This is a genomic window from Brevibacillus panacihumi W25, from assembly GCF_000503775.1.
Lineage (GTDB): Bacteria > Bacillota > Bacilli > Brevibacillales > Brevibacillaceae > Brevibacillus > Brevibacillus panacihumi_A.
The window spans coordinates 674,669-699,250 of sequence record NZ_KI629782.1; the positions used below are offsets into that span (position 1 = coordinate 674,669).

19 protein-coding genes and 7 tRNA genes are annotated in these 24,582 nt (G+C 52.5%); 5 read left to right on the plus strand and 21 right to left on the minus strand.

Annotated elements, in window-relative coordinates:
• Window positions 1-70 precede the first annotated feature (70 nt).
• The 3 genes from T458_RS32795 to T458_RS56305 form a co-directional block, all read right to left on the minus strand.
• Window positions 71-3,271 carry an AfsR/SARP family transcriptional regulator gene (locus tag T458_RS32795; RefSeq protein WP_023554739.1) on the minus strand — a complete coding sequence of 1,067 codons (3,201 nt, stop codon included), beginning with the start codon at window positions 3,269-3,271 and terminating at the stop codon, window positions 71-73.
• A 122-nt stretch (window positions 3,272-3,393) separates the two neighbouring features.
• The gene (locus tag T458_RS32800; protein ID WP_023554740.1) at window positions 3,394-4,020 is read right to left on the minus strand and encodes a YhcN/YlaJ family sporulation lipoprotein; all 627 of its coding nucleotides are present in this window, start codon (window positions 4,018-4,020) and stop codon (window positions 3,394-3,396) included.
• A gap of 72 nt (window positions 4,021-4,092) precedes the next feature.
• Window positions 4,093-4,902: a copper amine oxidase N-terminal domain-containing protein gene (locus T458_RS56305; protein ID WP_023554741.1), complete on the minus strand. Its 810-nt coding sequence runs from the start codon at window positions 4,900-4,902 to the stop codon at window positions 4,093-4,095.
• Window positions 4,903-5,124: 222 nt separating this feature from the next.
• On the opposite strand from T458_RS56305, the gene T458_RS32810 reads away from it, so the two are divergent.
• Window positions 5,125-7,176 (plus strand): exo-beta-N-acetylmuramidase NamZ domain-containing protein, encoded by a 2,052-nt coding sequence (locus tag T458_RS32810; protein ID WP_023554742.1) that lies wholly within the window; start codon window positions 5,125-5,127, stop codon window positions 7,174-7,176.
• A gap of 83 nt (window positions 7,177-7,259) precedes the next feature.
• Here the strand turns inward: T458_RS32810 and T458_RS32815 are convergent, their stop codons facing one another.
• The 7 genes from T458_RS32815 to T458_RS32845 form a co-directional block, all read right to left on the minus strand.
• Window positions 7,260-8,828: an acyl-CoA synthetase gene (locus T458_RS32815; RefSeq protein ID WP_023554743.1), complete on the minus strand. Its 1,569-nt coding sequence runs from the start codon at window positions 8,826-8,828 to the stop codon at window positions 7,260-7,262.
• A gap of 380 nt (window positions 8,829-9,208) precedes the next feature.
• A tRNA-Ser gene (locus T458_RS32820) sits at window positions 9,209-9,297 on the minus strand.
• 86 nt (window positions 9,298-9,383) lie between these two features.
• Window positions 9,384-10,802: an aldehyde dehydrogenase family protein gene (locus T458_RS32825; RefSeq protein ID WP_023554744.1), complete on the minus strand. Its 1,419-nt coding sequence runs from the start codon at window positions 10,800-10,802 to the stop codon at window positions 9,384-9,386.
• Window positions 10,803-10,819: 17 nt separating this feature from the next.
• Window positions 10,820-12,091 (minus strand): peptidase, encoded by a 1,272-nt coding sequence (locus T458_RS32830; RefSeq protein WP_023554745.1) that lies wholly within the window; start codon window positions 12,089-12,091, stop codon window positions 10,820-10,822.
• Between the two features lie 42 nt (window positions 12,092-12,133).
• Window positions 12,134-12,811 (minus strand): 3-oxoacid CoA-transferase subunit B, encoded by a 678-nt coding sequence (locus T458_RS32835; protein WP_023554746.1) that lies wholly within the window; start codon window positions 12,809-12,811, stop codon window positions 12,134-12,136.
• Complete coding sequence (locus T458_RS32840) at window positions 12,793-13,485, minus strand: 3-oxoacid CoA-transferase subunit A (protein ID WP_023554747.1); 693 nt, start codon at window positions 13,483-13,485, stop codon at window positions 12,793-12,795. The genes T458_RS32835 and T458_RS32840 overlap by 19 nt, the downstream gene beginning before the upstream one ends.
• Before the next feature lie 11 nt (window positions 13,486-13,496).
• The gene (locus T458_RS32845) at window positions 13,497-14,849 is read right to left on the minus strand and encodes an aspartate aminotransferase family protein (RefSeq protein WP_023554748.1); all 1,353 of its coding nucleotides are present in this window, start codon (window positions 14,847-14,849) and stop codon (window positions 13,497-13,499) included.
• Window positions 14,850-14,989: 140 nt separating this feature from the next.
• On the opposite strand from T458_RS32845, the gene T458_RS32850 reads away from it, so the two are divergent.
• Window positions 14,990-16,531, plus strand: coding sequence for a PucR family transcriptional regulator (locus T458_RS32850; protein WP_023554749.1), 1,542 nt, complete (start codon window positions 14,990-14,992; stop codon window positions 16,529-16,531).
• 16 nt (window positions 16,532-16,547) lie between these two features.
• Here the strand turns inward: T458_RS32850 and ablB are convergent, their stop codons facing one another.
• A complete protein-coding gene (gene ablB / locus T458_RS32855; RefSeq protein WP_023554750.1) occupies window positions 16,548-17,396 on the minus strand; it encodes a putative beta-lysine N-acetyltransferase in 849 nt (282 codons plus the stop codon).
• Between the two features lie 177 nt (window positions 17,397-17,573).
• Here ablB and yjcZ point away from each other — a divergent pair, with 177 nt between their 5' ends.
• A complete protein-coding gene (yjcZ, locus tag T458_RS57870) occupies window positions 17,574-17,654 on the plus strand; it encodes a sporulation protein YjcZ (RefSeq protein WP_354702686.1) in 81 nt (26 codons plus the stop codon).
• 94 nt (window positions 17,655-17,748) lie between these two features.
• Window positions 17,749-18,492 carry a glycerophosphodiester phosphodiesterase gene (locus T458_RS32860; RefSeq protein WP_023554751.1) on the plus strand — a complete coding sequence of 248 codons (744 nt, stop codon included), beginning with the start codon at window positions 17,749-17,751 and terminating at the stop codon, window positions 18,490-18,492.
• Window positions 18,493-18,539: 47 nt separating this feature from the next.
• Here T458_RS32860 and T458_RS32865 read toward each other — a convergent pair whose 3' ends face one another.
• The 9 genes from T458_RS32865 to T458_RS32905 form a co-directional block, all read right to left on the minus strand.
• A complete protein-coding gene (locus tag T458_RS32865) occupies window positions 18,540-19,511 on the minus strand; it encodes a tRNA modification radical SAM protein MnmL/YtqA (RefSeq protein ID WP_023554752.1) in 972 nt (323 codons plus the stop codon).
• Between the two features lie 291 nt (window positions 19,512-19,802).
• Window positions 19,803-20,732 carry a tetratricopeptide repeat protein gene (locus T458_RS32870; protein WP_084567908.1) on the minus strand — a complete coding sequence of 310 codons (930 nt, stop codon included), beginning with the start codon at window positions 20,730-20,732 and terminating at the stop codon, window positions 19,803-19,805.
• A gap of 91 nt (window positions 20,733-20,823) precedes the next feature.
• Window positions 20,824-21,567, minus strand: coding sequence for a hypothetical protein (locus tag T458_RS32875; RefSeq protein WP_023554754.1), 744 nt, complete (start codon window positions 21,565-21,567; stop codon window positions 20,824-20,826).
• A 141-nt stretch (window positions 21,568-21,708) separates the two neighbouring features.
• Window positions 21,709-21,785 (minus strand) — tRNA-Arg (locus T458_RS32880).
• Window positions 21,786-21,789: 4 nt separating this feature from the next.
• Window positions 21,790-21,863: transfer RNA gene (locus T458_RS32885), tRNA-Cys, on the minus strand.
• A gap of 6 nt (window positions 21,864-21,869) precedes the next feature.
• Window positions 21,870-21,945, minus strand: a tRNA-His gene (locus tag T458_RS32890).
• Between the two features lie 27 nt (window positions 21,946-21,972).
• Window positions 21,973-22,046 (minus strand) — tRNA-Trp (locus T458_RS32895).
• Between the two features lies 1 nt (window position 22,047).
• Window positions 22,048-22,124: transfer RNA gene (locus T458_RS32900), tRNA-Met, on the minus strand.
• 45 nt (window positions 22,125-22,169) lie between these two features.
• Window positions 22,170-22,260 (minus strand) — tRNA-Ser (locus T458_RS32905).
• A 153-nt stretch (window positions 22,261-22,413) separates the two neighbouring features.
• Here T458_RS32905 and T458_RS32910 point away from each other — a divergent pair.
• Complete coding sequence (locus T458_RS32910; RefSeq protein WP_023554755.1) at window positions 22,414-23,103, plus strand: endonuclease/exonuclease/phosphatase family protein; 690 nt, start codon at window positions 22,414-22,416, stop codon at window positions 23,101-23,103.
• Here the strand turns inward: T458_RS32910 and T458_RS32915 are convergent.
• Window positions 23,051-24,535 (minus strand): alkaline phosphatase family protein, encoded by a 1,485-nt coding sequence (locus tag T458_RS32915; protein WP_252989813.1) that lies wholly within the window; start codon window positions 24,533-24,535, stop codon window positions 23,051-23,053. The two genes, T458_RS32910 and T458_RS32915, sit on opposite strands and share 53 nt — an antisense overlap.
• Window positions 24,536-24,582: the final 47 nt, after the last annotated feature.

Here is a 24,582-nt window from a genome sequence, read left to right on the forward strand (position 1 = left end):
AGGTGGACGAAAGAAAAAAGAGCCGTCCCTTGCGTCATGTACATGACCCCTGGGACAGCCCCTAACCTTCTCAATCTCCGATAATCTGATGATACATCGCTACAGTCGCAGGCATCGGTTCCACGCCCAACTGCACTCTCAGCTTGTTGACGCATTTTTCGTACCAGCGAATGGCCTGTGTGCGATTGTTTTGTAGAAAATAGGCGCGCATCAGCAGGCGATATGCTTCTTCCCAGCAATCGTCGACACGCAGGATAGCTTCGCTCCAGCGAATCGTCTTTTCCCAATCCTGTCTCTGCAGCCCGATCTGTGCCAATCTCTCTGCCCCGCGCAAGAACAACTCCTGCAATCGGTCTCGTTCTGAGGAACACCACTCTTCGTACCGACATTCAGGCAGGTAAGGCCCTTGATAATACGCAAGCCCTTTTTCCAGCAGCTTGGCCGCCTGTACGAAATCACGCTCTTCCAGCCCCAGAGAGACCCATCTTTCAAATTCCTCTACGTCGATGTGGTAGCCCGAAGCGCTGTTACATCCGTAAGAAGAACCGTGCCGCTGGATGAAAAAGGCGTCCGTGCGTGCCGCCCGGTCAGGCTCCAGGGCTTTGTGGACGGCGTTGAGAGCGACCTTGAAGTCACGTGTTGCTGATTCGTCATCGCGCCCTTCCCACAACAGGTTGATGATCTCCTCGCGCGTGAGCATCTGATGCCGTTTGGTAATCAGTAACTGAAACAACAGCTTGGCGTTTCCCCGCTGCCACGCCTTGTCCGGCAGCTCCTGCTCGCCCAGCCAGACGCGAAACTGTCCCATCGTCTGGATTCGCAAGGTATAGCCAGGGTGGAAGCTGACCTGCTGCAAGCCCAGCTCTCCTAACAGTGATGTGACGTAATCCGGGACAATCTGCCTGCGGCTGGCTTCGAGCAAGACCGGCATGAATGCCTGGACGTCATGCGGGGTGAGCATCGTCTGACGCTGCAAAAGAAACTCGTATTCGCCCGTTTGCATCAGTGACAATGCCTGGGTCATGGCTTGTTGAAACAGATCCCATTTTTTGTTGCGGTACGCCAGCAACCCCAGCCACAATTGGCAGATCACAACACCGTAGCTGTCTTTGCAAAGACGAAGCCGTTCGCTGCAATCCTGGATCACCTCTACGGCATCTTCATCTTTGCGGCTTTTCGCATAGGCGATTCCGACAGCGAGCCGCACGAGGCTGTTCAGCCAATCATCCCGCATGGCTTCCGTTTCCTGCATCCCGCGTCTGCCCCAGAAAAGCGCCTGCTCCAAGGCCTTTTCCTTGCCGTAGAGCAGCGTGAGCCCGAGAAGCGTCTCTGATTTTCCACGGGTAGACTGCAGCTCCTCCATCATCCGCAAGCCTTTTTCGTACAGCTTGCGGATTTCGTCAAAGGGGAGTTCCTGACTGATCAGCGCCGCGTGCGCCTTGCGGACATAGCCGTTCGCTTCGACAAAGGGAGAATGTGCTGCCTGCCCCAGCTCAATCGCCGTCTCTGCGGCAGCCCAGCCCCGCTCCCATTCGCCATTCAAGGCAAAGACAAACGACAGCAGCAAAGATGTCTCCCGATAAGAACGGGTCAGCGCTGGGTGCCTGGTTTGCTCCAGGGTCCACTTCTCCTCCAACAACGCAATAGCCTCCTGCAAGCGCCCCGTACGAAACAATAAGCGCGATTCAAGCTCTACCTCTGTCTGTTGCTCCAGCTCCTGGCTTCGTTGGTACCAATCCGCTGCCTGCTTGGCATCTCCGCGATTGGTATAGATCTCCGCCAACAGACGATACAGGCGGGATGCCAGCTCCCGTTCCGGCACATCTGCCGGCAGCAATTGGATCGCCCGCTTCAGCAGTTCCTCTGCCCGAACATTCTGCACGCTGTCCAGATGAACCCGCGCCAACCCCTCCAGTCCGCGACATAGACCGTGCCGATCATTTTTTTGTTCACACAAACGGATAAACACCTGATAGGAATCAAATGCCTGTCGATAAATGCAGCGATACCGTTCGACTTCAGCCTGATAAAACCAAAGCCAATGCTGACCGTCCTTGACCTTGATCGGCAGCACGCTGGCCCAGTGATATAGCAAATCCAGCTTTCCGTCCAATAGCAGCCCATCAGAAGCTTGTGCCAGCCACTCTCCCAAGAGTTCCCATTCTTCCGCCAGCATGAGGCATTCGTAGGCCTTGCCTGCCTCGCCCTTGCGATGGTACCAATGTGCCGCCTGTCGGTTGACGCGCAGGTAAACAGCGGGATCGGAAGCCAGCTTGCTTGCCATAAGCCTGCGAAAAAGCGGGTGAAACGAGTAGTTCCCGTCAGAGTCTTCCGAGAGAAACAAGTGGCTGCGCTTTGCTTCGTGCAGCAGCCCCACGCTTTTCTCCCCCAGAACTTGACAGCAATCCTGGGCATCAAAATCCGTAAATACCGCAGACTCTATCAAAAACTTCTGCATGTCAGGTTCCAGCTTCGCCCAAACCTCGGCTTCCAGCAAATACATCAGCCGTGACAACTCGCGCAGGCTGTCGGCAACGGTACTGCCACGCGCCACCCGTTCTCCAAAGGAACGCAGGGCCATGATCCATCCCTGGGCTACCTGCTCGACGCGATCCCACTCCTCTGCTTGCAAAATTACCTCATATTCATCCTGGTAGAAGGTCTCGCTTTCTTCACGGGTAAAAGCCAGATCCGGGGTGCTTAACTCCATGCAGTCCCCGCGCGCCGCCATCAAATCCAGCCCGGGCCATCTGGGGCGAGTCCGGGTGAGAATCAGCAGCTTTCCGCGCAAAGGGAGGTGCATGGCGATCTTTTCCACAAAACGATCCGCTTCCCCGCCCTCCTGGATGAGATGGTAATCATCCAGGACAATGGCAGGTAGCTTGGGACAAGTGATGCACTCCTGCAAAAAAAGCTCGGCCATTTCCCGTCCGTCCACTTGTGCAGACTGCTCGCGGGCGCTAGTAAGCCGTTCCCTCAGGTTTTGCCCAAAATCTGAATGATGCCTCCGTATACTCTCCAATAGTCCCAGCAAAAACAAGGACAGCTCCGCATCCTCTTCGCCACAGCGGTACCAGCTCGCCTCCATTCCGGCATCATGGAGGTAAGTCGAGACAGCAGTCGATTTGCCATACCCCATCTCCGCGTGGATCAGACCAAGTGTCGCATGAGCGAGCAATCGCATTTTTTTAGCCAAGGCAGGGCGACGCAGAACCACCGTTTTTGGTATGGGAGGGGTTATTTTCATCAGAGAGACTTGTGTCGTATCCATACGCTGCACTCCTCACCGTTCACCTTTCCTATCCCCATGTATTCCTCATCAGTCTGTCTAATCCCTGCCATTACCTTTCAAGCGCAAAAGCCAAAAAAGCCCACCCGGGCAACAGGTGGCGCTCAATCGGTCAGATTGTATCCTTTCACGGTGTAGCCAATATCATTAATCAGGGTTTGAAAAACGTCGTCACTCACCGGCTCCCCTCGTTCAATTCGGGTGTGCAAATCGAGGATCCTGTCATAGATAGCCCGATCGGTGCTTACATATAACAGATTGTAGCGCGAGTAGCTGGTCAGTTGAGTTCTCATCCGATCGACAACTTTTGTCTGCAAATGGTCTGTATGACCGTTGGCATTCCTCACGATAGCGCCAGGCGTATAACGGATGGAAGGAGTCGTATTGACCATTCCCGGATTGAGGGTCCCCACTGGCAATACCCCGGCCAGAATCGTATCTTTGTAAGCCAAAACCTTGATATCCGCAACCCCGGGCAGATCCTCGGCATATCTCTCCAGTCTTGCAACCAGCTGCGGCTCGCGGTTGTGCATGACTCTTTGTCCGAGCATGGAAGCCGGCCCTTTGTCCGTACCTGCGTTGTCATTGCGAATATTGACGCCGAACGTATCGTACTTTGCCTGATTGCCACCCCGATCCTCCGTACCCTGCTGCTTGTTGGGGGTACAACCTGCGAAGGCTGCTGCAAGCATCAGGCATGCGCAGAGCCCCAAGAGATTTCGCTTCAACAAAAATACACCTCCTTGACCATAGTGTGGTGTACAGGAGGTGTTCTTACTCTATTCTCGTCTTCCAGTTGCTGGTCAGTTCCGTTTGGTAAACTCGCCTTCGATGATTTGCTCCTGGTCCCCATCGCTTACTGTCAGGGTGTACCCATCGGCAAATATCTTGTCCATCAGTTCAAATTTGTAGCTGCCGTCTGATGCGACCTCTACATCATAGGTTTTGTCCGCAAGCTGGACACTTATCTCCAAACCTGGTTCGGCTTTTCCTTTGATGATATAGATGCCTAGCCCCATCAAGTTGGCACTGTTCGCCGTAATTTCCTCAGGATCGATAAATGTGACTTCTTCCTTTTGCTGCTTGATCTCTGCCTCAGGTTGTTCGGGCTGTGTTGTTTGTGCTGCAGCCGTCTTGTTTTCTGAAGGTGTTCCTGCAGAGGCTGGGTCTGCGATGAGGACCGTTTGCGCCTCCTGGTCCCAATTGACATCGTATTGCAAAGCTTCGGCGATAAACCGGACAGGTACCATCGTGCGCTTGTTGACGATCTGGGTCGGCACGTCTAGCTGGATCGTTTCCCCGTTTTTGCGGGCTAATTTTTGCGATACGACCAGTCTGACTTGATCGCTCCCTTTTTTGATGATCACAGTGCGATTTACCTCATTCCAATCCACCTTGAATCCAAGACTCTCTGCAATCGGGCGGATGGGAACCAGCGTGCGATTTTTTTGCAAAATAGGCTTTTGATCCGGGAAAACGATGTTCGACTGGTTGTACTCAACTTGGATGGCAGATGCTGCGCTGGCGCTCATCGAGAAAACAGCGGCCATCGGCACAAGAGACAACCCCAAAATGAGTGCTGTTGCCTTTCTCTTCATCATTACCTTCTTCACTCCGTTTCCCCTCGAATAGCTCGTTTAATAATCTACTACAGCCTTTGCACGGATTCAAGAAATTCCTGCTAATAGAGGGCTTACCATTGCATTCTGATCCTTAATACCCCGTACGTTTGGACTATTTTCAATTTGTTACAAAATTGAAACCATCTTGCTACAAAAAACCGTTACAATAGACATACACCGACGACATTTTCACCCCGAAAGAGGCGGCGATTCATGAAAAAAATTCTTCCTTTCCTCATCCTCGTTCTTATTTTAACCATTATTCCCCCTGGTGGAAGCTCCGCGAATACAGCTGTCATTCAATTGGGAAGCGATGTTTTGTTTACACAATTTCACCAAATGATTGAAGACAAGAAAGTGGGACTCCTCACCAATCAAACCGGTGTCAACGGAAGCGGCATCAGCACCATCGACATGATTCGACGAGATCGCTCCGTTTCACTGAAGGCATTGTTTACTCCTGAATACGGTTTGGACGGCAGATCTTTGGCAGAAGACGCCAATCCATCCTACCTGCACCCTGTATACGGCGTACCGGTATACAGCTTGGCTGCCCCTTCGCCGCAGCTTCCCAACTCTGTGATTGACTCACTTGATTTGCTGCTCGTCGATGTGCAACATACAGGAAACCGCCATGATTCCATTTTATCGACTCTGAAGCAAGTGATCCTGCTGGCTAAAGAGCACCACAAGCCGCTCCTGGTGCTGGATCATCCGAATCCACTTGGCGGCATCAATGTCGATGGCCCTGTTCTGGAGGAAGGCTTCCTGTCTCCTTCCGGCGTGGATACCATCCCGTTGACGCACGGTATGACGATTGGCGAGCTCGCCCTCTTTTTCAATCGCCAGATCGGTGCCGATGTCTCTGTTGTTCCGATGGCGGGCTATACCCGCAGCATGTCTTTCCAGGAAACAAGGCTTAGCTGGATCAAGCCTGCACCGCAGTTCCCTGACCTGGGCAGCACCATGCGTTATCTGCCTGCAAGCCTGGGTGAAGGAACCAACATCCGGCATGCGGATCACTACAGCTGGATCGGGGGCCCAGGAATCGACTCTGTCCAGTATGCAGACATGCTGAACGGAAGCCTCTTGCCCGGCGTCGTCTTCTTTCCGGAAGACCGGGATACGGATGGCGGCGTACGTATGCAGATCATGGATCCCCGCCTGTTTAACCCAGCTAAAACCGGGATCTATGTATTGGCGTATGCGCAACAACTCAGCCACTTCCCCATCCCAAAAAAAGGAAGCGATGCGAAGACAAGCGATTTTGACCTGCGCATGGGAACAGATAAAATTGGCGCCCTGCTGGAAAGCGAAAAAAGTCCGCAAGAGATCGAGGCGGAATACGCCCCGCAGCTTGCCCAGTTTTTATCCCTGCGCAGCCCGTATCTGATTTACAACGAACAGCCCTTTTTCCCGACGGCTCCAATCTCCATCCATCTGCCGGCTGTACCGACTGCCCCAACAGGTGAAGAACCGAAAAATCCTGAACCGCCGGCTGTTCAACCGCCGCAGGGAAAACCGAAAGAAGAGCCAGCAAATCCGAATCAACCCAAGATTCCGCCGACCGTGCCTGCTCCAGCCGAGCAACAGCCTGTTCCCGCTGCGTCGGAGAAAGTGGCCTATCTCACCTTTGATGACGGCCCATCTCAAGTAACGCCGGAGATCCTGGAGACGCTGAAAAAGTACGACGCCAAAGCTACCTTCTTTATCGTCGGCCGCAATGTGCCTGGCAACGAGGAAATCTTGAAGCGCATTATTGAGGAAGGGCATGCCGTGGGAGGTCACACCTATTCCCACGATTATCGTTTGCTGTACAAGAGCAAGGATGCCTTTTTCGCAGATCTGGAGAAAGGAAATGCACTCATCGAGCAAGCGACCGGGATCAAGCTGACTCTTTTCCGCTATCCAGGCGGCAGTACGAACACGGTAAGCCTGCATTACCAGGATCCCAAGCTATACAACAAGCAGCAGAACGTCATGACCGCCATCAAGGAAGAATCCAACAAGCGCGGATACGTCTTTATCGACTGGAACGTCACCAACGGCGATGCGAGGAGCAATAAATATACAGCTGCCGACGCATTCGCCCAGATCAAGCAACAAGTGAAACAGCAAAAGGAAATCGTCGTGTTGATGCACGACTCCTCGACCAAAGCCGCAACGGCGCAGTCTTTGCCGCATGTGATCGAGTTTTTGCAGGAAAAAGGCTACCGCTTTGCATCCATCCCGACTGACCGACATATTATTTCTACCGTCAAATAAAGACGAAGAACCCGCTCTCGGCCGCTGAATCGCCGGAGCGGGTTCTTTCTATGATCATTCTTACGCGAGCAAGCTCCTGTGCCTTATGTCGCGGCTAATGCCTCATAGCGAAGCCGCAGTTCCCGCTTGAGGATTTTGCCGCTGGGATTGCGCGGCAGATTTTCTGCGATCACCACGTATTTCGGGGCTTTGAAGGACGAAAGCCGATCTTTGCAGAACGCAAGCATCTCTTCGGAATTCAGGCTTTCCCCTGCCTTTGGGACCACGACAGCCGTTACCGCCTCGATCCAGAAGGGATGTGGGACACCAATCACCGCCACCTCTGACACCTTGGGATGCTGGTAGATCATCTCCTCTACTTCCCGGCTGGCGACATTTTCACCTCCCGAATTGATCATATCCTTCTTGCGGTCTACTACCGTAATAAAGCCCTCCTCATCCATAATCCCTAAGTCCCCGCTGTGGAACCAACCGCCCTCGAAAGCGGCCTGTGTCTTCTCGGGATCGCGGTAATAGCCAAGCATGGCGTGACTGGTCCTGTGGACGATCTCGCCAATGCTCCCGCGAGGTACCTCATTGCCCGCATCATCGACGATTCTCGTTTCTACATTCAGTGAGGGTTTTCCGGCTGAGCCCGCCTTGCGGATCTGCTCGGAAGGCTTCAAGACAGTCGCCAGCGGCGCAACCTCCGTCTGTCCGTAGAAGTTGTAGAATTGTGCACCGGGCAGCCGTTCATTCAATTCCTTCAGCACTTCCACGGGCATAATAGCTGCACCGTAATAGCATTTTTTCAAGGAGCTGAGATTGCGGGACGCGAACTCGGGTGAGCGAAGCAGCGCTATCCAGACCGTCGGCGGGCAAAAAAGCTGTGTCGCCTTCCAACTCTCCACTGACTCCAGCATGAGGCTGGGCGTCGCCTGCTCCAGAATAATTCCGCTTCCTCCCAGGTACACATACGGGCCCAGGAAGCAGTGAAGCTGGGCGCTGTGAAATAACGGCAGCGCGTGAATCGCTACATCGTCCTCCGTCATGCCCCCATCGATGATCGTGCTGACGTACTCGGAGATGATGCTCTTATGAGTCAGCATGACGCCTTTGGGCCTTGATTCGGTTCCGCTGGTATACAGGATATGGGCGATATCATCGTCTTCCAGCTCGACCTCCGGCTCCGTGATCTCCCCTCCAGCGATCAGCTCGCGAAACGGCAGCCAATCGCCTTGCGGTACAGCAGGCCGAGATATAAGTGAAAGCAGGACGGGGGAAATCCCTGACAGACGCATCGCTTCCTGCGACAATTCACGAAACTCAGGCGAGACGAAGCATGCACTCACCTCAGCGTGTCCAAGAATGAAAGCCACATCTTCCGCATTCAGCATGTAGTTGATCGGCACCATGATGACTCCAGCTTTCGCAAGGGCGAAGTTGAGGATGGCAAAATCCATGGAGTTGCGAGAGAGGACTGCCGCCCGGTCTCCCTTTTTCAAGCCTTTATGGCGAACGGCGTGTGCAGTCTGGTTGACGAGCTGGTCCAATTCACGGTATGTAAGCACTTCTTCCTCAAATTGCAACGCGACCTTCTCGGGAAATCGCCCGCGACTTCTGCGGAGAATATCCCCTAACGTATTTCTCCTTGCTCGCTGGATTGCAATCATGTACACGCCTCCCAACCTGAATTTGCTTCTATTATAATCAATTATCTTTTTAATGTGTATATTCTGATATTTTCACACAAAAAAAGCGGCAGCCTCCTCTGCTAGGTTTGAAGCTGCCGCAGGCCCCAAGAATCAGTACCTAGGTAAAGGATAGCCTATTTGCGACTTTGCTTCGACATTGAATCTGCTGGTTTTTGAGGAAAAAAAAGACAACCCGCTTTCGAGTCGTCCAAATCCCCATTTGTTGCACTAGATGAATTTGCTTGCATCTCCATTATGCACCAAGCGAACATCTGGTTCCAGAGGTAAAAGATGGGATATCGTTTCTAAAAAAACAAAAAAGCAGGCAGAGCTTGTCTACCTGCTGTTCTTACGAAATATGGCGGAGGGAGAGGGATTCGAACCCCCGTGACGTTGCCGCCTAACGGTTTTCAAGACCGCCCCGTTATGACCACTTCGGTATCCCTCCAATATGAGACACAAGATATACTATAGCACAAAAAATCCAATTTGCGCAAGAGGAAGAAAAAAAGAAAAGCGAGGCCATAGCACCCGCTATCTCTTCATGACGACCAGCTTCATCTCCGACAATTCTTCGACTGCGTATTTAACCCCTTCGCGTCCCATGCCGCTCTCTTTTACGCCGCCATACGGCATATGGTCTACGCGGAAGGTCGGAATATCGTTGATCAGCACACCACCTACTTGCAGGTCTTCCGCAGCTTGCATCGCCGTAGCCAGATGATTGGTATAGACACCTGCCTGCAAGCCATAGCGCGAGTCATTGACGAAGGCGATCCCTTGTTCTACGGAATCAATGGGATGTATCAGCACGACGGGACCAAATACCTCCTGACAAGAAACCTTGGCATCAGCTGGAACATCTGTCATAACAGTCGGCTGGAGGATCCGCCCCTCCAGCTCTCCGCCGCAAGCGACCTTGGCGCCTTGCTCTACCGCTTCCTGGATCCAGGAGAGGGCGCGCTTCGTCTCAGCAGGGTGGATCATCGCAGAATAATCGGCTTCCTCGTCAAGCGAGTCGCCTCCCCGCAGCTTCCCGGTCTCCATAACGAATCGGCGGACAAATTCGTCATAGCGCTCACGTACCACGTAGATTCGCTGTACGGATATACATACCTGTCCAGAGTACGCGAAGGCGCCAAAAATACAGCGGGGAATCACTTCGTCCAGCTCGACATCTCGATCGACAATGACCGCAGAATTGGAGCCAAGCTCCAAAGTGACGCGCTTTAAGCCTGCTCGGTTGCGAATATCAATCCCGACTGCTGGGCTTCCCGTAAAGGTGATCGCCTTAACCCGGGGATCACGAACCAACCTGTCGCCTACGACAGCGCCGCTTCCCGTCACTACGTTCAACGCCCCTGGAGGCACCCCCGCCTGCTCTGCGATTTCAGCGAGAAACAACGCAGAGAGCGGCGTCTGTGAAGCAGGCTTCAGCACAATCGTATTGCCTGCCGCCAAGGCCGGTCCCACTTTATGGGCGACAAGATTGAAGGGAAAATTGAAGGGGGTAATCGCTCCGATCACGCCCAAGGGCTCCCTGACCGTGTACGCCAGCCGTCCTTCTCCCCCGATGGCAGCGTCCATGGGAATCGTCTCACCGTGTATCCGCTTGGCTTCCTCTGCCGCGAACTTGTACGTTTGAATCGTGCGAATGATTTCGCCCCTGGCTGTCTTGATCGGTTTGCCAGCCTCCAGGGCGATGATTCTCGCCGCTTCCTCCATGCGCTCATTCAGCAACAGGGAAAGGTTCTCCAAGATTGTAGCACGTCGGTAGGCAGGCATTTTCCGCATAATCGGGGATGCCGCCTGTGCAGCTGTAATGGCTAGGTCAACCATTCCTTCATCCGCCGACGAGATCAGTGCTATCTCCTCGCCGCTGTACGGAGAAAAAAGCGGGACATGCTCTGCGCTCTGCACCCATTTTCCACCGATGTAACAAGGTTTCTTCACCAGACCATCCTCCTATGCTACGATTCGCTTACACCGCACCATTCGATCAGGGTCAAGGCAAAAATCTCTGCACAGCGAAACACATCGTCCAGCTCGATGTACTCGTTGGGGTAATGCGCGACCTGTGTCACACCCGGACCTACCACAATCGCAGGAGTGTCTGCCAGGGCAGTCAGCAATCCGCCGTCCGTCCCCCACGGCGATGCCTCCACCACAGCTCTCTCACCTGTAATGGCGACAAACTGATTGTGGAGAATTTCCATCAAGGGATGGTCTTCCTCTACGGCACCAGGCACCCAGCGTGCGCCATACCATTCGAGCTCGACCGGATGTTCGGCAAACCACGGATCAATCTGCGCCAGAGCTGACAGAGCAGCCTGCATTTCCGCCTTGGCATCCTCCATCTGCTCGCCAGGCGCTACTCCCATGCGGCCCTCCAGCTTGACTAAATCAGCTACAGATGACGGCCATTTGCCACCTTCGATTACACCGATATTGATCGGAATCGGAATCGGCAGCTTGGCGTACAACGGGTCTGTCATGCGATCATTGCGCACTTTTTCCAATTGACCGATCGCTTGCACGACCAGAAGGCTTTTCTCAATGGCGCTGACACCCTCGTAACGAGTCCCGCCATGAGCAGAGCGCCCCTTCACCAATAGCCGGAACCACATGGAGCCCTGCTGCTTGGGGAAGATTTTCATATTGGTCGGCTCCGGAATCAATGCCGCATCCGCTTTGTAGCCGCGAAGGATGGTAGACAGCGTACCCGCTCCCCCGCTCTCCTCCTCTACAACACTTTGAAAAATGACATCTCCCTTGAGCTTGACACCCAGCGCTTGCAGAACCTGAATGGCGAGCAGGGAGGAGAGATTGCCCCCCTTCATATCCGTGGCCCCCCGGCCGTAAAGCTTGCCGTCGAGCACCTCACCGCTGAATGGCGGCTGCTCCCACTGCGCCTCATCCCCCGCCGGCACTACGTCCACGTGTCCGTTCAAAATGATGGAGCGTCCCCCGCCTGTCCCCTTCCAGACACCGACAACGTTGGGGCTTCCCTCAAACTGTTGTCGAGGGGAGACAAAATACGGATGCTTGATCAGCTCTTCGCCGCCCATCACCCAAAGGTCCACATCCAGCCCCATCGAGGCCAAGCGCTTTGCAATACTCTCCTGAATCGAATATTCCGCTCCTGATACACTTGGATGTCGCACCCACTCTTGCAGCAGCGCGGTAGCTGCTTCCCGCTCTTTTTGCACCTGTTCATGTACGAGCGATTGCCAATTCGCCATTGCTATTAGCCTCCTTCATACCACCAATTTATGTGGACTTGCCTAGCGAAAGACCTCGACATCTCCTTCGATTTTCAAAACAGCTTCAGTCGCGCCGATCACGTCAGCTACGCTGTACGGATACATGACCTCTCGCAGATAAAGCCCATCCGGCATAACTTCCATAACTGCCATGTCCGTGATAATCAGATTGGCGGCATTCCGGGCTGTCAGCGGCAACGAACATTCGCGTACGATCTTGGAACGTCCGTTTTTATCTAGGTGGGTCGTGACGACCAGCACTTTTTTTGCTTTCTGCGCCAGCTCCATGGCTCCGCCCATACCCGGAACACGTTTTCCGGGAACGATCCAGTTGGCAATATCCCCGCTTTGGCTTACCTCCAAGACCCCGAGAATCGTCATGTCCAGCAAGCCCCTGCGGATGATGGCAAAAGCGACAGCACTATCAAAAAAGGAAGCTCCCTGAGCGAGTGTGACCGGAAAACCTCCTGCATTGCACAGCATGGGATTCTCCTCCCCTTTGGCAGGGCTTGGTCCTGTACCCAAAATGCCGTTTTCGGCATGAAACATGACTCGCTTGTTCGCAGGAATAAAATCGGCTACCAGTGTGGGGATGCCGATCCCCAAGTTGATGATCATTCCATCTTCGACTTCCTGTGCAGCGCGGCGGGCGATTCGCTCGCGATACCCTTCATTTTCCCTTACTTCTCCCACGCCCATTGCCAGTTCACCCCTTTGCTTTGCACGATAAAGTTGACGAAGACACCCGGTGTCACGATTTCCTCCGAAGGCAGCTCCCCGACCTCGACGATCTCATCCGCTTCTACAATCGTGATATCCCCTGCCATCGCGACCAGTGGATTGAAATTGCGCGCGCTGGTGTCGTAGACGAGATTGCCAAAACGATCTGCTTTTTTTGCGTGGACGATTGCCACCTCTGCCGTCAAAGGCGTCTCCAGCAGGTATTCCTTGCCGTCCAAAGTCAGCTTCTGCTTGCCTTTTTCAGCAATCGTGCCGATTCCGACGTCCGATAAAATCCCGCCCAGCCCGACACCGCCAGCGCGTACCCGCTCTGCCAGGATTCCCTGTGGACAAAACTCCACTTCCAGTTCCCCAGCCGTCATTTGCGCACCTGCATTGGGATTGGAGCCGATATGGGACGCAATCACTTTCTTCACTCGTTTTTCCGTAATCAGCTTGCCGATTCCGATCCAGGGAAAAGCCGTGTCATTGCTGATCAAGGTGATGTCTTTAACCCCTTTGTCCAGAATCGTCTGGACGAGGGTAGGAGGATTCCCTACCCCGCCAAACCCGCCAGCCAGCAAGGTCATTCCATCTCGGAAATACTCGGCTGCTTCTTCTATCGAAATCACTTTCTCAAACCGGTTGGTCATGAATGTTCCTCCTATCTGAACATCGCTTTCTCTTGCAGGTCCTGTTGTACGGCGAGAATCGCCTCCCGCAGGATCGCGATCAGCTCATCGATCTCGCTTTTCGTGATGGTCAAAGGCGGAGCTACGATAATGGCATCCCCGGCTACTCCATCCAACCCTCCGATTGCCGGATAGATGATCAGCCCTTTCTCAAAGGACTTGGCGATCACCTTGGAAGCGACGCCTGCAGATAGCGGAAATGCTTCTTTGGTCGCCTTGTCGCGGACGAACTCCAGACCGCAGAGCATGCCGAGCCCTCGCGCTTCACCGATCAGAGGCAGTTCTTCAGCCAGCGCTTCCAGACGTTGCAGCAGATAGGCCCCTTGTTCGGCGGATTTTTCGATTAATTGATGCTTCTCCACATATTGCAGCACAGCCAGAGATACGGCAGCTGATTGGGGATTGGCGCTGTAGGTGTGGCCTGCCATGATCAAGCCGCTTCCTTGGGTGATGGTCTCGATGATCTCGTCGGTGACGATGGTCGCTGCCATCGGTGTATAGCCCGCGCTCATTCCCTTCCCGAGCGTCATCAGGTCCGGTACAACACCCCAATGATCCATGCCGAATGTTTTTCCGGTGCGTCCGACACCCGTCATCACTTCATCAGCTATAAACAGCACTTCGTATTTATCGCATATTTCTCGAATTCTCTGAAAATAACCATCAGGCGGTACGACGGCTCCACCGGATGCACCGATCACCGGCTCGGCAATAAAAGCTGCAACCTGATCAGCGCCGACGCGCAATATAGCCGCCTCCAGCTCGTTGGCGCATTGCAGGCCGTACTCGGACAGCGACATTCCCTCGGGACGGCGGTACGGATACGGCGGGGAAATCGTCGGATAGTCTTCCAACAAGGGGACAAAACGCTTGCGGCGCAATACGTGACCGGACATCGAGAGCGCGCCCATCGTGATGCCATGATAGCTCATCCAGCGGGAGATGATGCGGTTTTTCGTCGGTCTGCCCTTTTCCTGCCAATACTGGATTGCGATTTTTTGCGCGGTTTCCGTCGCTTCCGATCCACTGCTGACAAAAAAGGTCCAGTTCAGCGAGCCAGGTGCCCATTCCGCCAGCTTCGCTCCCAATGCCTCCACTGCGTCACTGCTAAAATGCGAACGGTACGCGAAGCTTACTTTTTGGGCTTGGGCGTACATGGCTTCTGCCACTTCTTCCACTCCATGGCCGATACTGGCTGTTACCGCTCCGCCGCAGCCGTCGATGTAGCGTTTTCCCTCCTGATCGTAGAGATAGATGCCTTTGCCATGAGAGATATACGGATATGTCTTCCCCAATTCAGGTTTGATTACATAACTTCTTGTCATAAAAGCCACCTCTCCTTCTCTCTTCATCCTAGCCGACCTGATCCCTTCCGCCATCCGACTGCCTGGCAAAAAAACATGGTCAAGAGACGAAATCTTTTGTACATTTTGTATAAAGAGAATGTGGAGGAGGGAAGTTGTGCATGTCGATTACCATACGCGAAGCCCTGCAACTCCCGGATATGGTACAGACGAAGCTCATCGCCGGAGCGGGCGGATTAGACCATCCAATCCGTTGGGTGACCATTGTCGAAGTGCTGGAAGACCCCAGTCGCCTGCAGGAAGGCGAGTTTTTGATCACGACCGGGTTTGGTCTGGACGGTGATTCCAAACGCCTCGCCTCCTTCATCCCTTCGCTTGCCCGTCAAAAGCTGAGCGGCGTCGCGATTCACACCGGATTTTATCTGCGAGAAATCCCGCAGGAATTTATTCAGCAGGCTGACTTGTACCGTCTTCCTTTGATCGAAATCCCCGTGGAAATCAATTTTTCCACGATTACCAAGGCGATCCTTCAGCCAATCGTAAACCGGCAATTCGAAACCCTCGCCTACTCCCAGGCGATTCACAACCAGATGATCGAAGCAGCGTTGTCCAAAGGCGGATTGTCCGCCATCATCGAAGAGCTGGCAAAGCTGACAGGCGGGGCGGTAATCCTCGTGGATGCCCTGGGATTTGAAGTCGTCCAGCATGGACCTCGGACAAGCGAGCGAACAGGAGAGGAAAAAGAGAGAGCGCACGCCGTATCAATCCGAGCCAGCCGTGAACATTTCGGCAGCTTGACGCTGTCCAAGCCCAAGCATCTGTGGAAGGAACTGGATGACGTCGCTTTGCAGCATGCCGCTACCTTGTGTGCGCTGGAGTATGTAAAAGAACGCGCCGTTTCTGCTACAGAATGGCGGTTAAAGGGAGATTTCGTAGAAGAATTGCTAAGCGGCAAGGAAATGAACGAGACGGAGTTGGAGAGCCGTTGCCGCATGCTGGGTTATCCTCTGCAAGGCAGGCATTTCGTAGCGGCTGTCCGTGTAAACGGGCAAGATACGGACTCGAGCGAACTGCATCAGAACGCAATCACGCTCATGCGCCGCCTCTGCGATCGGCAGAAACGCTCCTACCTTCTGCGCGAGCGTCCCCACTGCCTGTTTTTTGTCCTGCCGGATGAGCGGACAAGCCTGCTGCTTTTGCAGCAATTAGCATCTCGTTGGGAACAGCTCTATCCAGATCAGCCGATGCACATCGGGGTAAGCAATCCCTGCGATCCGCTTCCCCGCGTAGACAGAGCGGCAGAAGAAGCCATGTTTGCGCTGCAAGCGTATCCGTTTCTCGCTGCTCCCCCAGACTTTCTGCGCTACAGCGAGATGCGCGGCTACCAGTTTCTCTTCCCTTATCATCGCAGCCAAGAGAGTCTGATGGCATTGTGGCGGCCTTTGCTCGACCCATTGATCCGCTACGATACCAAACACAACATGCAGCTACTGGAGACCCTGGACGCCTATCTACGCCACAATGGCAACGGGCTGCAGACATCCCAGGCTTTGTACATTCACCGGCATACGCTCAAATACCGGATTACCCAGATTGAAGAGAAAACGGGCTGCAGTCTGGAAGATGCCCATCAGCGCTGGCAGCTTCATCTCGCCTTGATGGCGCGCCGCCTCCAGCAGCATCTGTATCCCCCAGCCCCGTAGCCCGAGGTCTGGTTCATTATTCCTTCGTAGGCCGAAGCGCTTTCACCCAAATATTCATGTCTTCAAAGCCTGAAAAAATCGTGCAGTTGTTAATCAGCCTTCCGCGGTATTGATACCCCATTTTGGCAGCTGTCACGTTCATGCCAGCAGACTGGGCACGGGTCAATGTGTACAAATAGTAGATTCCCTGTTGCTCCATCATCTGCTCCAACTCTACGAAAAGGGGTTGGAGCAGGCCTTTTCCAGCGTGCTCTGGATGTGTAGCACAATCCGTCATCTCGGCCGATCCGAAACGCTCAGACACCTCTGCAGAGGCTGCACAGGCGATTTTCCCCTCATGCTCCACGACAACATAGCGTGTTCCCTCCTTCATAGTCTTGCGAATGTAGTGAGGGTCGTCCATCGGAGTCGGATACGTAGCAAATACCAACTTGTACAAGCTTGCCAGTTCTTCCGCATCAGCCTCGGTCGCCTCGCGCATGCTGTATGCAGCGGGCAATTCCTTCTTTTCTCCATTCCCTGCCTTGGACAAGCTAAGAGCCAGGTATTCATCTGCTAGCTCGGGTGCTGCAGAGTTCGCCCGCTCTGCACTCAAGTAGCAAGTGAGCATATGGGCGTGTTCCCCATGAAAAAAGCCCTCAATGGTTCCTTCCAGACGATAGCCGAGTGCTTGCCATTTCTCCACATCTGCTCTTTTCGCGTACACGATCACTTTGGTCGCATCCATCTTGGCTGCTTGCTGACGCAGCATCGCATCCAGTTCGTCGATCTGTTGCGGATCGTATACGTGAAGCTTCACTCGTCTGTTCTGATGATCCAAAACCAAATCTCCATTATTTACCATATTCTGTATTTCGTTATTCATCTCAAGCTCCCCTCCCGCTCCTCTTTCCTTCATTGTAGCGTAACAGCCATTTTCGTCATCCGCCAATCTGTACAATGAACCACTTCTTTCGGTTAGGTAGAAGCCGAGAGCCATTCTTATTTTTGATCATAGACTACTGGAAGGGAGATGTTTGATTCGGGAAGGAGGGGGTTTGTTATGAGCTGCAGCAACAGCGATTTCACATTGATATTGGTCTTGTTTGTCCTTCTGGTGATCGTTCTCGTCGCGTGTAATTAACCAGATGGTTCAGCCCCTCTGCAGGAGTCGTAAAGAGGGGTTTTTTACATATGCATGTAGAGAGGCAAACTTGCATGAAAGGAGGAAGCCTCACATGCCGCCCATCATCTATGCCCATCGCGGCGCCTCCGGCCAATATCCGGAAAACACCATGGAAGCGTTCCAAGCTGCCGTGAAGAAACGAGCAACCGGCATTGAACTAGACGTCCAGTTGACCAAGGATGACAAACTAGCCGTCATTCACGATCATATACTGGATCGGACCACAAGCGGCAGCGGGTTTGTACGGAATCATACGATGGAAGAACTGCGACAATACCGTGCGGATAAAGATTCCTCCCTGCATTTCCCCAGAGTGAGAATTCCTGCGCTGCGGGAGGTATTCCAGCACTTTGCGGACAGTTCGATCCGCTTCAGCATTGAGATGAAGAACCTGCTGTTTCCCCAGCCGCAACTGGAGGAAAAATTGATTGAAATGATTCGGCGTTTCCAGCTGACAGAACGAACCGTTATTTCCTCGTTCAACTTCGACAGCCTGGCCAGAATCAAAGAGCTCGATCCATTTCAGTCTACAGCGCTGCTGTACGTGGGTGCGCTCAAGTCTCCCTGGGAGATCGCGACCCGCTATCAGGCCGATGAGCTTCACGTGCCGTACGACCAATTGTCACCGGAGTTGGTCGCACAAGCCCATGCCCATGATTACCCGGTTATCGTCTGGACCGTCGACAACGAGCGCGAAATCAGGGAATCATTCGCAATGGAGGTAGACGGGATCATAACAAACTATCCCGGCAGGGCTCGAAAAGTATGGAAAAGCCTGCGCCTGAAAGAAAAATAGCCTTCCACTCACCCGCTACAGGCAAAGCAGAAAGGCTATCGGCTTGATTACTTCGCGTCTGGAACGTAAAACTTCCCTTGCCAGGTATTGCGGCGCTTCAACTCGGCGTCGATGCCGTTGAGGACCTCCCATTTTTTACGGCTCCACATCGGACCAATCAGCAAATCCGGGGGACCGTCACCAGTGACCCGGTGCACAATCATCTCCGGTGGGAGAATCTCCAGGGTATCGGCGACCAGGTTGGTATATTCCTCTTGGGAGAGAAATTCAAGCAGTCCCGCCTCATATTGCTTGACCATCGGCGTCTTGCGCAAGAGATGGAGCAGGTGAATCTTGATCCCTTGGACATCGAGATGTGCCACTGCATTCGCTGTCTGCATCATCTCTTCGCGGCTTTCTTGCGGCAACCCGTAAATAATATGGGAGCAGATGCGGATATTGTGCTTGCGCAGCTTCTCCACCGCATCCACATAGCATTGGTAATCATGCGCCCGATTGATCAATTGTGCCGTGTGCTCGTGAATCGTTTGCAGTCCCAGCTCCACCCACAAATACGTGCGCTCATTCAGCTCTGCAAGATACTCGATGACATCGTCAGGCAGACAATCGGGGCGCGTCGCGATGGAAAGACCGACGACGCCTTCCTGTTTCAAGATCACTTCATACATCTCGCGCAGTTCCTCGACGGGTGCGTAGGTATTGGTATAGGCTTGAAAAAAACCAAGATACTTGGCATTCGGCCATTTTTCGTGCATCCGGTTCTTTACATCGTGAAACTGCCGTTCCAAATCCATACGGCGATCACCGGCGAAATCTCCTGAGCCTCTCGCGCTGCAAAAGGTGCAGCCTCCTGTCGCTACCTTGCCATCTCGGTTGGGGCAGCTAAACCCGCCGTCCAGCGGAACCTTGAAAATTTTCTCCTGAAACGTCTCACGAAGATGGTAGTTCCATGTATGGTATCGTTTATCCCCCCACAAGAGTGGAGTATCGCAGCTTGTTTGGTTGCTTGCAGGATTCATTCGTTTTACTCCCTCCTCGCGGCTGACTTATATGTCGCATCTACACGATCTGCTTCCAGCCACTTCGGGCCATTCAGGGATCGTCCCCTGGTACCCGGTTATCAGCCATGCTTAACCATCAAGTCATTATACCAAATCAACGAACCCTTGATCCAGTTTAAATCGGAGGAAAGATGGACAAGGAATGGCATTGCTGAGAATAGACGCTTACGGAATGAAAAATGAAAACCCCCCTGCAAACGAAGCATTGCAGGAGGATTGCAGATTGTGTGAATCATTCCAAAATGGGTTTTATTTGAACCGGCTCAAGTTTTTTTGTGCAAGCTGGTTCTCTGGGTTCAGCTCGACGGCTTTCTGGAATGCCTCTTTTGCCTTCTCTTTGTTGCCGGTAGCATCGTAGCAGATACCGATCAGGTTCATCCCATTTGACTTCTCATTATTGCCGGCAGCGGATTCCACATATTTGGTGGCAAGCGGGATCGCGTCTTCATATTTCTTCAATTTTACATAGGAAGCGGCTAGTCCGTAATTTGCAGGATAAAAAGATGGATCGCGTTTGAGAACATCCTCGAACCGGGTCGCGGCTTTTGCAGGGTCTAAGGCCTTGCCGGCGGTTCCGTTTAAATACATAGCTCCGATCTTGGCCTGACGATCCACAATCAAGGTGGCGAAATCTCCTTCAGCTTTTACCCTCCACTCGCCATCTTCTGCGACGACAGTGCGTTTGACCGTGGTGTCTTTGTCCTTTTCATCCATGTAGTCATGCCGATTCTCGACGACATTGAACACGATGGTATCGCCTTTCTTCTCGACCTGCGTGATTTCCACCTTGTTTAATCCGGTAACATCTGCGTCTAGTTCCATGAACAGGATAAAGTCGTCTCTTTTCGTAACCTTCTTGTCAGCTTCCGAAAGATATGCGTATGCAAAATTATATTCCTCGTTGATAATCCGTGAATAGTATTTTTCAAGCGTCTCTTTCGGATCGTCCTTTGGAGAGCATCCGACGATTGTGGCGATCATTGCAAGTATTAAAAATGTTAGTGTTACTCGTCTCATAGGTCTCATAGCGCACCCCTTCTTTTTTACTTGAAAAAAAATAACATCCTTTGCACTCCACTCTTTCCTCGAGTACGTAGGAAGTTCCATTTTTTTCGGTGCTGAGATAGCACAGCCCTTTATTTCGTCTATTAGTATACGTGCTCTTCCGCTGTCAGTCAAATTGGCATCAAGCCACCTGGATCACACCTGTTTGAAACAAAAACCCACCTACCGGAGATTCTCCGATAAGCGGGCGACTCATCCCTATATTCTACTGCTCCACGACCGTTATTTTTGCAGAAAGAGATTCGTGTTCACTCTTGCCGTCTTCCTCATAGTCGATTCCGTAATAAATCTTGTATACCCCCAGCTTTCCTGCTACAAATGAAGACACTTCCATGCGATACCCGTCCTCGTCCGGTAAATGTACTACGTTTTTAGTCAATGTATAATACCCTGTATCCCCGTTAGCATTCCAGCCCGTTTCGGCTTTTCGTTCTTTCGAGTGCTTTCCGATCAATAACAATTCTTCCCCAACTTTAATGGTTGCTTCTGATGGACTTAGAGAAAGTGTTTTTGCAGCTTTTATCGTTACTATTTTTGACTGTAATCCGATCCATAACTTTCCTGAATCATCTTTCATGTGAATATAGTACCCAACTCGAATCGTACCTTCGGTGTCTGGTGCTGTAATCTTTCCTTTCACTTTGTATGCCTTTTTCGTTGACGTCAGATCGTATCTCATTCGCACATCTTCAAAGTCAATCGAGGCTCTAACTGAACCCCTTACGTATGTTCCGACCCTCTTTGTTTCGGCCGTAAACTCAATGGTTTCGCCAGGAGAATACTCCTCTTTGTTAAACTTGAGAGTGGTTTCAGCCAGGTCATCAATAACCTTTAACAATGGAGTAACCTGTTCATCTTTCTTTTGCGTTGTATCTGATTCTGCCAGAGTTGCCGGAGCAAAATGAAAGAGAGTAACCAAAACGAGCATGAGGATAGATAATTGTCTCATCGCGAACCCTTTTCCTTTTATCATCTATATTATCATAATATTGCCAATTATATTGAAAAAGAAAACCACAAAAAATCCCCGCTCGCACTCAATGAATTTCATCGAGTACGAGCGGGGATTCCGTTGAACGATTATTTGCAATGGCGTCCCAGGAGAGATTCGAACTCCCGACCGACGGCTTAGAAGGCCGTTGCTCTATCCAGCTGAGCTACTGGGACAGGTTGGAGGGAGTACCCGGATTTGAACCGGGGGTGAAGGTTTTGCAGACCCGTGCCTTACCACTTGGCTATACTCCCGTAATATGGGGCGATCGATGGGACTTGAACCCACGAGTGCCGGAGCCACAATCCGGTGCGTTAACCCCTTCGCCACGACCGCCATATATAATCAGATCTAAATCTTGAATGGCAGGGGCAGTAGGAATCGAACCCACGCCAAAGGTTTTGGAGACCTTTGTTCTACCGTTAAACTATGCCCCTGTGGTAGCGGTGGAGGGGCTCGAACCCCCGACCTTTCGGGTATGAACCGAACGCTCTAGCCAGCTGAGCTACGCCGCCATAACAAAGAAAAAACCATTCCTCAACTCTTGTGTGAAATAGAAATGGCGGAGAGTGAGGGATTCGAACCCTCGCTACGCTTGCGCATACTAACGGTTTAGCAAACCGTCCCCTTCGGCCTCTTGGGTAACTCTCCGTATGAAAAGGATGTTTTATTCAAATGTCACTTCACGCAGAGGCGACGATTTTTAATATAGCATAGGCTAAAACGAAAAGCAACAGGAAATGCTAAATAATTAGTGGTTCTTACCATTTCCACGATCCATGTCACACTCTTCAAGGATACCAGATGATACGTGTAATCAGCTACAATATTCATAGTGGTCGGGACCTTTTCTGGCGCAATCGTCTGGTCCAGATGGCCAGGACGCTGCTCGCCCTGGATGCCGACGTAATCTGTCTGCAGGAGGTCCATGAGAACAGTAAATATGGCTATCAGGCGCAATATTTGTCCGAACAGCTATCCTATACGCTTGTTTTCTCGCCATCCATCGCGTTGGCAGATGGCTTTTACGGCAATGCCCTCTTAACGCGTCTGCCCTGCAAGGAATCCGGGAGCATTCTCTTGCCGGCGAAACGCGAAAAAAGGACGCTGCTCTCCGCCACCCTCCTGTTGCAGGGGCGCGAGATACGCGTCTGGAATACCCATTGCAGCTTGCAAGCAGGAAGCCGAGCCATGCAGGTACAGCGGTTGCGGTCACTAGCTGCCGAAGACCTCGAGACTCCCCTCCTTTTGTTCGGGGACTTCAATGCGTCGAATGTAAGCTTCGCTCCGGACCTTTTGGACTGTGCGCTGGAGATGGGCAAGGAGGGCATGCCTACCCTGCCTGCCTTCCGCCGACGCCTCGATTACATTTTCGCTTCCTCGCATTGGTGGATCAAACGGTACAGCCTCTCTCCTGTAGCCTGGTCCGATCATGTCCCGGTCATAGCGGAACTAGAGTTGCGTCCTGGAAGACCTGCAGCTCCTGCAAAATAAAGGACTTCACATCGACTAGCCGTGCCGGGACTGCAAAGGGCTGCGACGCACCCGCAATGACCAACGGGATCAGCGAATCCTGCTTGTGCAAGGAACCGTGGCTTCCTCCCCCGAGATGCGATGGGGAGACTTCTGAAATAAATTGATACCCGGGGGCGGCCGTTACTGCTACAACCGACGCTTCCTGGGAAAAAAGCGCACCGTACAAACGAGAAAACGCGTCCGGATAGGTGTCAAAATGGATCTGTCCAGCTTGTACATCGATATCCAGGATGTCACGCTCCCCTCGCATTCCCCATGATACCTGGTAGATATCTCTATACTCTCCATCGCGCCAGAAGCGAAGCTCCTGTCTGCTTCCGCCTCGCCGTACAACTACCTGACTTCCTTCTTTCCATGCAATCAGATCGATGCGAGCGTCAACACTGACGGCTTCCACGATCTTTTCTGTAGTACAATTGCCAACCGGGTACAAAAAAGACATTCGCTCATTATTGCAGATGATGACATCGTCTGCCTCTGTGACATCGGTTCCCAGACGGTGGATGACCAGATCGAATAGAAGCTGCTCAAGATGAATATTATGCTCCTCACTCTCCCCGATCAGCGTCTGGCCATGGTCGCTGATCAGGATGATCACATTGCGCTCCAGCACTTGCTCCCAGGAGTCATAGCTGTCAAGGAAGCGTACCAGCTGCCTGTCGACGTCTGCTAGATGCTGGATCGCATCCTGCGGCGATTTGTGCAGCTTGTGATCGTTATCCGGCAGATAGACAAGGGTGAAATGGGGCTGTTTGCCGCTTTTGATGACCTCGATCAAAACATCGATTGCATGCTTGTCATTGATTCCGTAGCTGTCCAGTGCTGTCTGGGCAAAATTCCAGACAATCGGCCGAAAGATCCCTGGGCGAACCAGAGTTCCCAAACTCATTATCGTAGGACCGCTCACCTTTTTCTCCTTCAGTTGGAAACCCGTCAGAGCTTCCAGGGCGGGCGGCAAATCGATTTTGTGTTGTTTATGTCCCCGATGGGCAATGACATTGATCGAGCCTGATACCAGCTTGTTCTCTTCCAATACTTCATGGATTGTCTTCACTTCCCGGCTTAGATGCCGCTCATTGAGATCAAACAAGACGTTGCGGGCACAGTGTGCAATTCCGATTCTTTGTACGGGCATGGACCCGTTGATGTAATTGATCATTTTCTTTTCCCGCGGATCGTACCAGACCAGCCCCGGGACCTTGTGCCGATCCGGATAGACGCCTGAGATCAACGAACAGTCGATGGATGCGGTCATCGTTGGGAAGACGGTTACACAATCCGGTATGTATTGTCCTTCGTCCAGCAAAAACCGCATTCCTGGCGCTTGGTTGGCAGCGATGCAGCGCTCAAGCACATCTGGCATCATGGAGTCTATGAGGAATAAAATCACCTTTTTCAACCTTCTGCCACCCTTCATCCGTAATCGTTTACCTTCAG